We start from the raw sequence: 12,934 nt of genomic DNA on the forward strand, positions 1-12,934 counted from the left end.
AGGCGTCGCGAAAGCAAGCTCCGGCAGCGGCGCATCGCCGACGCGATCGCGCAGTTCGGCGAGATCGATACGGGCGTTGGCTTGCAGAGCTCCCCATCCGCCTTCGTTGAACGGATGCAGCACCTTGGTCCGATCGAAGCGGCCGCCCTTGTACCCGCGAGTTTCACCGGTGAAGAAGAAGCCGACTTCCGCATAGGCCGACCAGAAGCTCGGATTGCCGTCAATGAAGGCGCCGCCGCCGGTACCGTCGTTCGGTCCGAAGGTAGTGTTCGCATCGAGCCCCTTGATCCAGGTCTTCTGATACTCGCCGGCAAAGTGGAAGCCCTTGTGGATGGCCGCCAGCTCGATACCCGCAACCGTGTCGCTCTTCGCGGCAATCGCGCCCGTGTCGATGAAGCGCTGGTCGGTAACCTGCGTCGTTGGCCGTGCACGCAGACGCTCGTTCTGAGCATCTCTGTTGTTCACGCGATAGTGAAAGCTGCCGCCGACATGGAGACGGGTGCTGCCCAGCATCGGGGTGTAAGCGCCGCGCAACGCGAACTCATAACCAGTGCGGCTGAAGTTCGTGCCCTCGTTGATCTCGCGGTTAAAGATGCCGCCCTGGATGATGTAGCTGTCCGTCTTCTTGTCGGAGAAGGTCAGGCCGACACCCAGGCGACGGTTCATGCTGAACGCATCCGTGAACGAAGCGCGCTCCATGAATGACGTGAACTTGGAGCTGGTCATCGTCTCGAGGCTCGAGAAGGGATAGATGTTGCCGATCTGGATCGTCAGCGGCACCTTCTTGAAGTCGTAGGCGATGAAGATGTCTTCATAGTCGACGGTGCCCTGAGCGAAGTTGAACTCCGCGCTGTAGCGGAAGCCGCCCGGAAGCGTTCCGTCCGCACCCAGCAGCAGGCGCCGGGCACGGCTGTTCCAGCCGAGGTTGTTGTAGTTGAGACCGCCGACAGTTCCGTTCAGCTCGTCGCCATTCGGGAAACTGACATATCCGGCGTCGAACTGCGCTGCGCCCTTCGGCTTGAAGCTGAAGCCCGCATCCTTGTCGGCATACTCCGGCGCCCCCTTCCACGACGGAACGACCTTAGCTTGCTGAGCCTTCACGTTCTCGAGCGCATCCTGAAGTGCCTCTACCTGGGCCTGAAGCAGCTCGATCTTCGCCTGAAGGTCATCGACCTGCGTCGCGCCCTGGATGGTCGCATCGGCAGTGGCGTCGGACTGGTCCGGCTGGGCGGTAGGCGCTGGGTCCTGCGCAGCGGCATGAGCAGGCGCAGAAATGATTACGGCGCTGCCAGCAAGGAGCGCTGCGATGGCGAACTTACGAGTCATTACTTTCAACCTTTCCCCGCTCCCTTCTCGGGAGCCTCCGCGCCAGCCCCGCGGAGCTGGCGATGAAACGAACGCATTCTTTCCGGTTTGTCGACGTGATTATTTCAGGCTTGCGAAGTTGAGCGGAGCCAGGCTGCGCGAAGCCTGCTGGCTCTGGGCACGCACGCCATTAGGGGCTGCAATCATGCCCGCCTGGCGAAGATAGCCATTGGGCCCGAAAGCGCTCTCCTTCGTGAACTCCGCCACGAAGGCGCGGACCGCGGGGATCGCTCCAACGTGCGCATTCTTCACGTAAACGTAAAGCGGACGAGCGCCCGGATACTTGAACGAACTGATCGTGTCGTAGCTCGGTGACACGCCGTTGATCGACAGGCCCCTCAGAAGGTTCGTATTCTCTTCGAGATACGAGTAGCCGAAGATGCCTACGGTACCGGGATTCGCTTCCAGCTTCTGAACAATCAGATTGTCGTTCTCACCGGCTTCGATGAAGGCGCCGTCCTCGCGCATGCCGGTGCAGATCGCCTTGTACTTGTTCTCGTCGGCTTTCTTCACGGCCGCCATACCGGAGTTCGTGTCGCAGCCGGCGGTCATGATCAGCTCACCGAGTGCGTCGCGCGTTCCGGACGTCGGCGGCGGACCGTAGACGCGGATCGGGACGGCAGGCAGCTTGCCGTTCACATCCTTCCAGGTCTTCGCCTTGTTGGGCTTGCCGAACGGCGTCTTCGCGAGCGCGAGGTAGATGTCGCGCGTCGTCAGGCCGTTGAGCGGCGTCTTCTTCGAGGTCGCGAGCGAGATGCCGTCAATGCCAACCTGGATTTCCGTGACCTTGGTCACGCCGTTGGCGGCACAGAGCTTGGCTTCCGAGGCCTTCATGCGGCGTGACGCGTTCTCGATGTCCGGGAAGCGCTCGCCGACGCCGGCGCAGAACAGCTTCATGCCGGCGCCAGTGCCGGTGGATTCGATGATCGGAGTGCCAAGACGCGGATTGGCGCGAGCGACTCGCTCCGCAACGATCTTGGCGAAAGGATAGACGGTCGACGAACCGACTGCGCGCATCTGGGTGCGGGCCTCTGCCTGGGTCGAAACTGCGGTTGCGGCGAGTGCGACTCCGGCCAGAGCCAAAAGCTTGGAAGACATGGAAGGTATTCCCCTGAGAATCAGCCGGGGCTTTGAACCCCTGACGAGCCCTCTCTAGGAGCGGGGAACGACTCTAAAGTGACCGGTTTGTTACAGTCACGTGACGATGATCGCGGGTGACTCTCAGAGTTCTGCGTCGAGCGAATAGCCGGCCGAACGGACGGTCCGGATGATGTCCTTGCGGCCCCCGTCGTTGAGCGCTTTGCGAAGCCGGCGGACGTGCACGTCGACCGTGCGAAGATCGATGTCGGGATCGTGCGACCAAACCGCATCGAGCAGCCGCTCCCGCGAGAAGACGCGGCCCGGGTTTTCCAGAAAATGCCTGAGGAGGCGAAACTCCGTCGGCCCAAGCGAAATCGGTTTTCCGCTGCGCCGCACGCGATGCGCTCCGACGTCCATCTCGACGTCGTCATAAGCCAGTTGCTCGGCGGCCAGCGCTGGGCGGATGCGGCGGAGGACTGCGCCGACGCGCGCCACGAGCTCGCGCGGACTGAACGGCTTTGTCACATAATCGTCCGCGCCCGTTTCCAGGCCGCGGATGCGATCGCTCTCTTCGCCGCGTGCAGTGAGCATGATGATCGGGATGTTGGCGGTTTCGGACCGCCGGCGAAGGCGTCGGCAGACTTCGAGGCCGAGGATGCCTTCGATCATCCAGTCGAGAATAATGACGTCCGGAACCTCTTCGCTGGCCAGCAGCAGAGCTTCTTCGCCGTCGCCGGTGCGGCGGACTTCATAGTCCTCGCGCTCGAAATGCCAGATCAGCAGCTCCGCCAGTGCCCGATCGTCTTCGACGAGGAGGAGCGTCTTTCGCGTCATACCGCCTTTTTCCGTCGATCCCTGGACGCCGGCTCAGCCATATAATCGCCGGTCGCAGCGTAATAGACCATCTCCGCGATGTTCGTCGCGTGATCGCCTACGCGCTCCAGGTTCTTGGCCACGAACAGCAGGTGAGCCGACTGTCCGATGTTGTGCGGGTTCTCCATCATGTGCGTCAGCAGTGCCCGGAAAATGGACTCGTAGAAATCGTCCACGGCGGCGTCGCGCTCGCACACGCGAACCGCGGCTTCGGCGTCGCGATCGACGAAAGCGCGAAGGACGTCCGTGACCATCTCGGTCGCGATGCGCGCCATCTCGGGGAGCAGCGACACGGACTCGACTTCGCTGCCCGAGCTGAGCAGCGGCACGCGCTTGGCGATGTTCTTCGCATAGTCGCCGATACGCTCGACGACGCCGGAGATCTTGAGCGCTGCGACCGCGTCGCGCAGATCGCCCGCCATCGGCGCACGCAGTGCGATGAGCTGGACCACGCGGCGATCGGTTTCGACCTCGAGCGCGTCGATTTCCTTGTCGCGCGTGACGACGCGGAGCGCCCCTTCGATGTCACGCTCCGCCAGGCAGCGCATGGCTTCCCTAATGGCCTCTTGTGCGAGGTCGCCCATCTCGCTGATGAGCGCGCGCAGGCGCTCCATGTCCTCGTCGAAGGCCTTGAGCGTATGGCCGGTCTGCTGCTGCATCTTTCCTGCTCCGATCAGCCGTAGCGGCCCGTAATGTAATCCTGGGTGCGCTGCTCACGAGGGTTCGTGAACATCTCGCTCGTCTTCCCGTATTCGACGAGCTCGCCGAGGTGAAAGAAGGCGGTACGCTGCGAAACGCGTGCGGCCTGCTGCATGTTGTGCGTGACGATGACGATCGCGTAGCGGCCGCGCAGTTCGTGGATCAGCTCCTCGATGCGCGCAGTCGCGATTGGATCGAGCGCCGAGCAAGGCTCGTCCATCAGGATCACTTCCGGATCCACCGCGATGGCGCGAGCGATGCAAAGGCGCTGCTGCTGACCGCCCGACAATGCCGTGCCGCTTTCGTTGAGTCGATCCTTGACCTCGTCCCACAGGCCCGCGCGCTTCAACGACTTCTCAACGGTTTCGTCGAGCTGCGCGCGCGATGATGTGAGCCCGTGGATGCGCGGCCCATAGGCCACGTTCTCGTAGATCGACTTCGGGAACGGGTTCGGCTTCTGGAACACCATGCCGACCCGAGCACGCAGCTGAACCACGTCCATCGACGACGAAGTAATGTCGTTGCCGTCGAGCTCGATGAGCCCTTCGACGCGCGCTGATGGGATGGTGTCGTTCATCCGGTTGAGACAGCGCAAGAAGGTCGATTTGCCGCAGCCCGACGGCCCGATGAATGCCGTTACCCGGTCTTCGTGAACGTCGATGGAGACGCCTTTCAGCGCCTGCTTCTCACCGTAATACACGCTGACGTCACGAGCGATCATCTTGGGCTCGCGGCTCGGCCCGACCTCGGTCTCCTCCGTGGCATCCTTGCCGAGGGATACGTTGAGACCGCTGCCCGACCGACGCGCTTCCAGCGGCGGACCGCTCCCGACCGGATCGTCGAGGATCGACGGTTCGCCGTCGAGCGGCTTTTCCGTCGTCGACGGCCCCTCGCGATACGCGTCCGCAGCGGCTGCCGCCGATGGCGTGGGCACCGGTGTGGTGGGGGTAATGGGCTGTTTTTCTTTCATGAGCATGGTGCCTACCAGCGTTGCTCGAAGCGATTGCGGAGATAGATGGCGAGTGCGTTCATCATCAGCATGAACACAAGCAGCACGATGATCGCTGCGCTCGTCTTCTCAATGAAAGCGCGATCGACTTCGTCGGACCAAAGGAAGATTTGAACCGGCAGCACGGTCGCCGGATCGGTGATGCCCGAAGGCGGAACGGCGATGAACGCGCGCATGCCGATCATCAGCAGCGGCGCCGTTTCACCCAGGGCGCGGGCCATGCCGATGATGGTCCCCGTGAGGATTCCCGGGAGCGCCAGCGGCAGAACGTGGTGGAACACGACCTGCATCTTCGACGCTCCGACGCCCAGCGCTGCCTCTCGGATCGACGGCGGAACGGAGGTGATTGCGTTACGGCCGGCGATGACGATGACCGGCATGGTCATCAACGCCAGTGTCAGGCCGCCGACCAGCGGAGCCGATCTCGGCAGGTCCATCACATTGAGGAACACCGCAAGGCCGAGAAGGCCGAAGATGATCGAGGGAACGGCCGCGAGATTGTTGATCGACACTTCGATGATATCGGTGAAGCGATTCCGCGGAGCGAACTCCTCGAGATAGATCGCCGATAGGACGCCGACCGGAAAGGCGAGTGCCATCGTCACAAGAATGGTGAGGAAGCTGCCCTTCAGGGCCCCCCAAACGCCCGCCGTCGCGGGGTCGGTCGAGTCAGACGCGCGAAGGAATTCAAGGTTGAGCCCGCCGATGCCCTTCGTGATCATCGTCCCGAGGAGGAAGACGAGGAAGGCCAGCGACAAGGCGACGGAGGCGAAGCCGAGCAGTTTGAACAAGCGCTCCGACCGGTAGCGGCTGCGCAGGCGTGCCTGCATCGCCTGGTCAGTCCAGCGCGTCGCGGCGAAATCAGCGGCAGCGCTATTCATAAGCCTCTCGGTATCTGCGGACCACTGTCAGGGCGACCAGGTTGAGCGCCAGCGTAATCAGGAATAGCACCAGCCCCAGCGCGAAGGCGGCGAGGGTCTTGGCGCTGTCGAATTCCTGGTCGCCGGTCAGAAGCTGGACGATCTGCACCGTCACGGTGGTGACGCTGGCGAATGGGTTCGCCGTGAAGTTCGCGGCAAGGCCGGCGGCCATGACGACGATCATCGTTTCGCCGATCGCGCGGCTGACGGCGAGTAGAATGCCGCCGACGACGCCGGGCAGAGCGGCCGGCAACAAGACTTTGCGGATGGTCTCAGACCGCGTCGCGCCGAGCGCCAGGCTGCCGTCGCGCATAGCGCCAGGAACGGCGGCGATCGAATCGTCGGCCATCGAGCTGACGAACGGAATGATCATCACGCCCATAACAAGACCTGCCGCCAGGGCGCTTTCACTGCTCGCCGATTCGACGCCGAGGGCAACGCCGAGATCGCGGATGGCGGGAGCCAGCGTCAGGGCGGCGAAGTAGCCGTAAACGACGGTCGGGACGCCCGCGAGGATCTCGAGCAGCGGCTTGACCACGGAACGCACGCGCGGGGCGGCATATTGCGTGAGGTAGATCGCGCTCATCAGGCCGAGCGGGATGGCGACGATCATCGCGATGATGGCGCCGATGAAGATGGTGCCCCAGAACAACGGGATCGAACCGAAGGCTCCCGACGAACCCGCCTGGTCGGCGCGGATCGCCATCTGCGGGCTCCACGACAGTCCGAACAGGAAGTCGGTCAGCGGGACCAGCTTGAAGAAGCGCAGGGATTCGAACAGCAGCGATAAGACGATGCCCAGCGTCGTGAAGATTGCGATCAGGGACGCGAGCAGCAGGATGGCGCTCATCCACTTCTCGACCGCTGTTCGTGCGCGGAATTGGCGGTCGCGCTTGCGCATGAAGAGAATGCCCGCACTTCCAAGCGCGATCAGGATGGCGGCGATTCCGCCAATGCCGCCATAGCGGGATTCGGCTTCGGCAATGCGCGGCGCGATCGTCGTCGATTCGGGATTGAAGCCCGCGACGATTTCCTTGTGCGCGATCTGGCGCGCCTCATCGAGGATGGCCGTGCGCTGCATCTCGAAATCCGGGAGCGCCTTGCCTTCAGGGCTGGACAGCACCGCCTGATTGACGAGCCGCGTCCGCATCGGCGTCCAGACCGCGAGCACGATCAGTGCAGGCGCTAGCACCCAAAGAACTGTGTAGACGCCGTGATAGATCGGCAGCGAATGAAGGCGCCCGTCCTGACGGAGCCGCAAGGCGCGCACGTAAGCGATCCCGCCGGCCGCCGCAGCGACCAGCAGGACCACCAGGAATGCCAGACCGAGGGTCACGGCATCCGCCTCCTTACTTTAGGGTCGCCGGATCGAGCGGCTTCAGCTCCGTCGCCTGCTTGGCGGCGGCTTCGGCGTCCGCGCCTGCGAACGGCACCAGGCCGCGCTTTTCGAGCGGACCGCCCGTTCCCCACTGCTTCGAGTAAGCAGCAACGAAGTCCTTGATCGCCGGCTTAGCGGGGAGATGCTCGCCCTTGATGTAGATGTAGAGCTTGCGCGCGCCGGGATAGGACAGATCGGCGATCGTCGCTTCGGTCGGCGAAACGCCCGCGATCTGGACCGGCTTCACCTTGTCGGCATTCTCTTCGAGATAGCTGAATCCGAGGACACCCAGCGTGCCCGGCTCAGAGCTAACCTTCTGCACGAGCAGGTTGTCGTTCTCGCCGGCTTCGACATAGGCGCCGTCCTCGCGGACCTTCGTGCAGATGTCCTTGTGCTTCTTGTCGTCGGACTTCTTCAGCGCTTCCATCGCCGGATCGCTGTTGCAGCCCTTCTCAAGGTAGAGATCGGCGAGGCTGTCGCGCGTGCCCGACGTCGGCGGCGGGCCGAGGACACGGATCTTGATCGCCGGGAGCGCCGGATTCACGTCCTTCCAGGTCTGGGCCGTGTTCGGGCCCTTGCCGAAGGGATTGGCGGCGAGCGCCTTGTAGATGTCCGCCTGCGTCAGATTGGCGAGCTGGCTGTCCTTGCCCTCAATGATCGTCAGGCCATCGATGCCGATCGGCACTTCGATGATCGTCTTGGCGCCATTGGCGACGCAGCTGTCATATTCGGACTTCTTGATCGCCCGCGAAGCGTCCTCGATGTCGGGGAAGTTCGCGCCGACACCGCCGCAGAACAGCTTCATGCCCGCGCCCGTGCCGGTCGATTCGACCACGACGCTGACGTTGGGATTGTCCTTCTGGAACTGCTCGGCGACCGCAGTGGTGAACGGATAGACGGTCGACGAGCCGACCACCTTGATCTGCTGCTTCGCGCCGGCTCCGCCTTCTCCGGCATTACCGCCGTTGCTTCCGCATGCGGCGAGCGCCACCACGAGCGGCAGCGCAATTGCGATCTTCTTCACAGGCAACTCCCGTTTGGGGCTGATTTCGAAGTCGGCCCTAGCGGGAGTTCAGCGACCGGTTCGTGACAGACTCATTGCACTTTTGTGACAACGGCCTCGCCCGGGCGCTTAGAAGAGCGTCGTGAGGCAATAGAAGAGTGCAGCGACGGCTGCCGAAGCGGGAATCGTGATAAGCCAGGCGATCATAACGTTTTGCGCGACCTGCCAGCGAACCGCCGATGCGCGTCGCGCCGCGCCTGCACCGATGATGCAGCCGGTTATCGTGTGCGTGGTCGAAACGGGAATGCCGAGCAACGATGCGGCGAACAGCATGACCGTGCCGCCCGTCGAGGCACTGAAGCCTTGGTGCTGCGAAAGCTTGGTGATTCGCGTGCCCATCGTCTCGATGATCCGCCAGCCGCCTGATAGAGTGCCGAGCCCCATCGCGATGTAGCAGCCGAGCGCAACCCAGTGCGGCACGTGGAAGTCGCCGTGCAGGTGCCCGGTCGAGTAGAGAAGCACCGCGATGATACCCATCGTCTTCTGCGCGTCGTTCAGCCCGTGTCCGATCGAATAGGTCGCCGAGGAAACCAAATGGAGCGCCCGGAAGCTTCGCTCTGCTCCCGCGGCAGTCGCCCTCACGCCCATCCAGCTGGTGACGAGCATGATCAGCATCGACAGCATCATTCCCAGCGTCGGTGAAAGCACGATGGCGATCAGCGTCTTGCTGAGGCCGGACCATTGCACCCCCGTAAGGCCTGCGTGGGCAACGCCGGCGCCGATGATGCCGCCGACCAACGCGTGGCTCGACGAGGACGGGATGCCTTTCAGCCAGGTCACGACGTTCCAGAACATTGCGCCGACGAGCGCCCCGAACACGACCGCGGGGGTGACCAGATCCTTGTCGATCAGCCCCTTCCCGATCGTGTCTGCGACCTTGTGAAGCTCGGGGATCGCAAGAGCGAGAAAGTAGGCCGCAAAGTTGAAAAAGGCGGCGAAAGCGACCGCCGTGACCGGCTTCAACAACCGCGTCGCCACCACGGTCGCGATCGCGTTCGCCGCGTCGTGCAAACCGTTCAGGAAATCGAACGCAAAAGCGATCACGATCAGGCCGACCAGCAGCGGAAAGGCGATTTCGTGCATCCCGATCCGCCTATGCGTGGTCGATCACGATGCCATCGATCTGGTTGGCCACATCCTCGAATGCGTCCGTCACCCTTTCAAGGTGCCTCAGGATTTCGCGCGTCACCGCGAACTGCAGCGAGTCCTGCTTGGCGATCTCGCGAAACGAGCGCTTCAGGCCCGCGGCATGAATGTCGTCCGCGCGGCCCTCGAGGCGAACCAGCCGCTCGGTCAGCTTGTGAAGCTCGGCGCCGTTCTTGCTGACGTTGCGAAGAAGGGGGATGGCTTCGTTGGTGACGCGCGCAGCCTCAGAGATGATCGTCACTATGTCCTTCATCTCCGGCCGGAGCTGCTGCACCTCATACAGGTCGATCGCACGGGCGGCGGCAAGCATCTCGTCGATGGCATCGTCCATCGCGCCGATCAGCGCAGTGATGGCGCCACGGTCGAAGGGCGTCAGGAAGGTCTTGCGCACCGATGTGAGCACGTCGCGGATGACGTCGTCGGCGACATGCTCGCGATCCTGGATCGTCTTGAGGCACTTTTCGGTCGATCCGCCATCGTCGGCGAGTTGCTTCAGCGCTTCGGCCGCGGCGACGAGCATGGCTGCGTGCGCTTCGAACATGCCGAAGAAGTCGCCCTTCTGGGGCAACAGCCGCTGAAACCAAGCAAACATGAAAATACCCCTGAGAACCGCAGCGCTTGCGTGGTGGGACGGTTAGCCGGTCGGCTTCTCTATGACAATCTCATGACAATGAGCCGGCCGCGACCGGAAGCAGGACGTGCACGGTCGTGCCTTTCCCGACCTGACTCTCGATGGTGAAGCGGCCCCGGTGCCGTTCGACGATATGCTTCACGATGGAAAGGCCCAGGCCGGTCCCGCCGAGTGAGCGGCTGCGGCTCGTGTCTACGCGATAGAATCGCTCGGTCAGGCGATGGAGATGCTCGGAGGCGATTCCCTCGCCGCGATCCGCGACCGTCATATGGACCATCGCATCTTCCAGCGTGGCGGAAATCGTTACGGGCGTGCCCGGTTCGCCATAGCGGAGCGCGTTGGTGATCAGATTGTCGATGACCTGGAGGATCTGCACGCTGTCGGCGGCAATCGGCGGCAAATCCGCTTCGATCTCTCTGACCAGCTGAGATCCACGCTCCTCCCCCATGCGCCGGGCGCTTTCGACAGAGATGTCGATCAGCTGTTCGAGGTCGACCGCGTCGGTTGGCGTTGTGAACTTCTCCGCTTCGATACGCGACAAGGAGATCAAGTCCTCGACGACGCGCTGCATCCGCTGCGCTTCCTCATGGACGATCGACAGGAACCGGTCGCGCGTGTCGCCGTCGATCTCCCCCGAACGCTCGCGCAGCGTCTCGGCATAGCCGATGAGGGTGGAAAGGGGGGTGCGCAGCTCGTGGCTGGCGTTCGCGACGAAATCGACGCGCATTTGCTCGGCTGCGCGGGCTTCGCTGCGGTCGATGAGACGAACCATAAGGGCGCCGTCACCCAATGGGGCGATGCGGACAAGCCACTGGCGGCGCGACCCGCCGAAGCCCGCGGCTTCGACTTCTTCCGGGCCCGCAACTCCGCCGCGTACGAGGCGCTCGATCACCGCCGGATGCGGGAGCACCTGACGGACGTCGACGCCTTCGATCGCGACGCCGAGCAGGTTGCGCGCTGCGGCATTACTCATCGCTACGGTCGCGCCGCGAACGATGATCGCGGCCTCCGTGAGACCTTCGATGAGCCTTCGGCTCTTGTCCCTGTTAAGCGTGAATATCACGCAGCCGGAGCGATCTCGCTTTCGCCTTCGTCAGTCCGCGGCCTGCGCGCACGGCGCCGGGGTCGAGGAGTTTCCTCGGCAACTGCGTCGTCTGAACTCTCCTCGCGGCCGATCGCCGGAGGAAGGACGTCCATGGCAATGCGCTCGTCGGCGCCATTCGTGCGCTGCACGCCGTTGCGGTCCTCGTCCTCGTCGCGATTGCGATCGGAACGGGAATAGCGGTTCTCGCGATCGCCGCGATCTCCCCGGTCGTTGCGTGGACGGCGCTCACGACGTTCGGAACGCTCGTAGCGCTGCTCGCCTTCGCCGGATTCGGCGGCGGCTCCCTCGCCGACGGCCTCGAGGACATCCTCGTCACCGTCATCGTCGTCCATATCGTCGTCGCGCTGGCGGCGCTGATCATCGAAACGGGCGCGATTTTCGCTGAGAACGCGGAAATAGTGGTCCGCGAACTGGAGGTAATACTCGCTCTGGACACGGTCGCCCGCGAGCTGCGCGTCACGCGCCATGCTCTTGTACTTTTCGAGCAGCTGCGCAGCGTTGCCCCGCTGCCGGTTATCCTGGCGGTTCCCGCCGGGCTGTCCGCCGACGTTCTGTCCCCGCTGTCCCCCACGCCCGCGTCTGCGGCCGCCCTGTCGATTGTTGATCAAATCACTACTTCCTTAACCAGAAGCTTTCCCTTTCGCCCTCAAGCGGCCGGCCTACGCGTAGCCACGCGGCGGCCTGACCCTTTCGTTCCGGACTGTGCCTCGAAAGACACCTTAGAACGGCCGATTGCGTCGGGGGTGGAGCGGGTTCTGCTCAGCTTCTCTCAAGGGAGCGAGCCCGGTCCTGACACCAGATGTAATGAGCCCGGGCCGGAATTCCAAGCGGTTTTCTATTACATCCAGGTTAAAAGTAGCGCTCGGTCGCGTCCGGCGAGGTCCTGTGCCGTCTCCGCAAGGAGGCCGTCACGGGCTAGGAGGGCGGTCACTGCCTCGGCCTGATCGTACCCGATCTCGACGGCTGCGAGGCCGCCTTCATTGAGCAGCCGAGGCAGTTCGGGAGCCAGCTCGCGATAGGCGTCGAGCCCCTCCTTCCCCGCGAAAAGCGCCTCGTCGGGCTCAAATTCGCGCACGCCGGGCCCGAGATCCGCATCTTCCGCCACATAGGGCGGATTGCAGAGGAGCAGGTCGAACCGCTCCCTAATCCCCTCCGCCCAATTGCCGACCTTGAGCTTCGCCCGCTCTTCCAGTCCGAGACGGCGGGCATTGGACGCTGCATAGGACAGGGCACGCCGCGAAACGTCCACGCCGATGCCGGTTGCCTCGGGCCAAAGGTCGAGCGCGGCAAGCAGCAGCGTCCCTGGTCCCGTCCCGAGGTCGAGGACACGCCTGGGCCCGTCGGTTCCCTCGAAATGCTCGATGGCCGAGGCGATCAGAACTTCGCTGTCCGGGCGCGGGATCAGCACTCCGGGCCCCACATGAAGCTCGATGTTCCAGAAGGCGCGGCGGCCCGTGATGTAGGCGACCGGTTCGCCCGCCGTTCGCCGCTCTACCATGCCGAAGAACCGCTCCGGGGCGTCACCAGCCGGGGGCGATAGGATCAGCTTGTCACGATCGATATGCAGCGCCTCGGCCATCAACAGCTCGGCATCGAGGCGGGGCGTGTCGCTGACGCGGCCGATCTCGTTCGTCGCGCGCGAAAGGGCTCGCGGGATCGTGGTCA

At 63.6% G+C, this 12,934-nt stretch carries 13 protein-coding genes (1 of these 13 only partly in view); all 13 read right to left on the reverse strand.

What is annotated here, in order from left to right; all coding sequences use genetic code 11:
• Positions 1 to 1,326, reverse strand: the 5' portion of a protein-coding gene (locus tag LZ016_RS11620; protein WP_241447636.1) for an OprO/OprP family phosphate-selective porin. It extends 216 nt beyond the left edge of the window; the window shows 1,326 of its 1,542 coding nt (coding positions 1–1,326); it begins with the start codon at positions 1,324 to 1,326; the stop codon falls past the left edge of the window.
• Positions 1,327 to 1,425: 99 nt separating this feature from the next.
• Positions 1,426 to 2,463, reverse strand: a complete 1,038-nt coding sequence (locus LZ016_RS11625) for a substrate-binding domain-containing protein (protein ID WP_241447637.1) — start codon at positions 2,461 to 2,463, stop codon at positions 1,426 to 1,428.
• A 123-nt stretch (positions 2,464 to 2,586) separates the two neighbouring features.
• A complete protein-coding gene (gene phoB, locus LZ016_RS11630; RefSeq protein WP_241447638.1) occupies positions 2,587 to 3,279 on the reverse strand; it encodes a phosphate regulon transcriptional regulator PhoB in 693 nt (230 codons plus the stop codon).
• Positions 3,276 to 3,977, reverse strand: coding sequence for a phosphate signaling complex protein PhoU (gene phoU, locus LZ016_RS11635; protein WP_241447639.1), 702 nt, complete (start codon positions 3,975 to 3,977; stop codon positions 3,276 to 3,278). The genes phoB and phoU overlap by 4 nt, the downstream gene beginning before the upstream one ends.
• Before the next feature lie 14 nt (positions 3,978 to 3,991).
• A complete protein-coding gene (pstB, locus tag LZ016_RS11640) occupies positions 3,992 to 4,738 on the reverse strand; it encodes a phosphate ABC transporter ATP-binding protein PstB (RefSeq protein WP_241448360.1) in 747 nt (248 codons plus the stop codon).
• 260 nt (positions 4,739 to 4,998) lie between these two features.
• The gene (pstA, locus tag LZ016_RS11645; protein ID WP_241447640.1) at positions 4,999 to 5,907 is read right to left on the reverse strand and encodes a phosphate ABC transporter permease PstA; all 909 of its coding nucleotides are present in this window, start codon (positions 5,905 to 5,907) and stop codon (positions 4,999 to 5,001) included.
• Positions 5,900 to 7,282 carry a phosphate ABC transporter permease subunit PstC gene (gene pstC, locus LZ016_RS11650; protein ID WP_366512919.1) on the reverse strand — a complete coding sequence of 461 codons (1,383 nt, stop codon included), beginning with the start codon at positions 7,280 to 7,282 and terminating at the stop codon, positions 5,900 to 5,902. Before pstC ends, pstA begins: the two co-directional genes overlap by 8 nt.
• Positions 7,283 to 7,295: 13 nt before the next feature.
• On the reverse strand, positions 7,296 to 8,348 hold the full coding sequence (locus LZ016_RS11655; protein ID WP_241447641.1) for a substrate-binding domain-containing protein: 1,053 nt from the start codon (positions 8,346 to 8,348) through the stop codon (positions 7,296 to 7,298).
• Positions 8,349 to 8,456: 108 nt separating this feature from the next.
• On the reverse strand, positions 8,457 to 9,470 hold the full coding sequence (locus tag LZ016_RS11660; RefSeq protein ID WP_241447642.1) for an inorganic phosphate transporter: 1,014 nt from the start codon (positions 9,468 to 9,470) through the stop codon (positions 8,457 to 8,459).
• A gap of 10 nt (positions 9,471 to 9,480) precedes the next feature.
• Positions 9,481 to 10,125: a DUF47 domain-containing protein gene (locus LZ016_RS11665; protein ID WP_241447643.1), complete on the reverse strand. Its 645-nt coding sequence runs from the start codon at positions 10,123 to 10,125 to the stop codon at positions 9,481 to 9,483.
• A 70-nt stretch (positions 10,126 to 10,195) separates the two neighbouring features.
• Complete coding sequence (locus LZ016_RS11670; protein ID WP_241447644.1) at positions 10,196 to 11,227, reverse strand: ATP-binding protein; 1,032 nt, start codon at positions 11,225 to 11,227, stop codon at positions 10,196 to 10,198.
• On the reverse strand, positions 11,224 to 11,877 hold the full coding sequence (locus LZ016_RS11675; RefSeq protein ID WP_241447645.1) for a DUF4167 domain-containing protein: 654 nt from the start codon (positions 11,875 to 11,877) through the stop codon (positions 11,224 to 11,226). The genes LZ016_RS11670 and LZ016_RS11675 overlap by 4 nt, the downstream gene beginning before the upstream one ends.
• A gap of 230 nt (positions 11,878 to 12,107) precedes the next feature.
• Positions 12,108 to 12,926: a peptide chain release factor N(5)-glutamine methyltransferase gene (prmC, locus tag LZ016_RS11680; protein ID WP_436286374.1), complete on the reverse strand. Its 819-nt coding sequence runs from the start codon at positions 12,924 to 12,926 to the stop codon at positions 12,108 to 12,110.
• Positions 12,927 to 12,934 lie beyond the last annotated feature (8 nt).

The organism is Sphingomonas telluris (genome assembly GCF_022568775.1).
GTDB lineage: Bacteria > Pseudomonadota > Alphaproteobacteria > Sphingomonadales > Sphingomonadaceae > Sphingomicrobium > Sphingomicrobium telluris.

Coding starts and splice junctions, on each gene's coding strand:
- LZ016_RS11625 (WP_241447637.1), bottom strand. CDS start 2,463: ATGTCTTCCAAGCTTTTGGCTCTGGCCGGAGTCGCACTCGCCGCAACC.
- phoB (WP_241447638.1), bottom strand. CDS start 3,279: ATGACGCGAAAGACGCTCCTCCTCGTCGAAGACGATCGGGCACTGGCG.
- phoU (WP_241447639.1), bottom strand. CDS start 3,977: ATGCAGCAGCAGACCGGCCATACGCTCAAGGCCTTCGACGAGGACATG.
- pstB (WP_241448360.1), bottom strand. CDS start 4,738: ATGATCGCTCGTGACGTCAGCGTGTATTACGGTGAGAAGCAGGCGCTG.
- pstA (WP_241447640.1), bottom strand. CDS start 5,907: ATGAATAGCGCTGCCGCTGATTTCGCCGCGACGCGCTGGACTGACCAG.
- LZ016_RS11660 (WP_241447642.1), bottom strand. CDS start 9,470: ATGCACGAAATCGCCTTTCCGCTGCTGGTCGGCCTGATCGTGATCGCT.
- LZ016_RS11665 (WP_241447643.1), bottom strand. CDS start 10,125: ATGTTTGCTTGGTTTCAGCGGCTGTTGCCCCAGAAGGGCGACTTCTTC.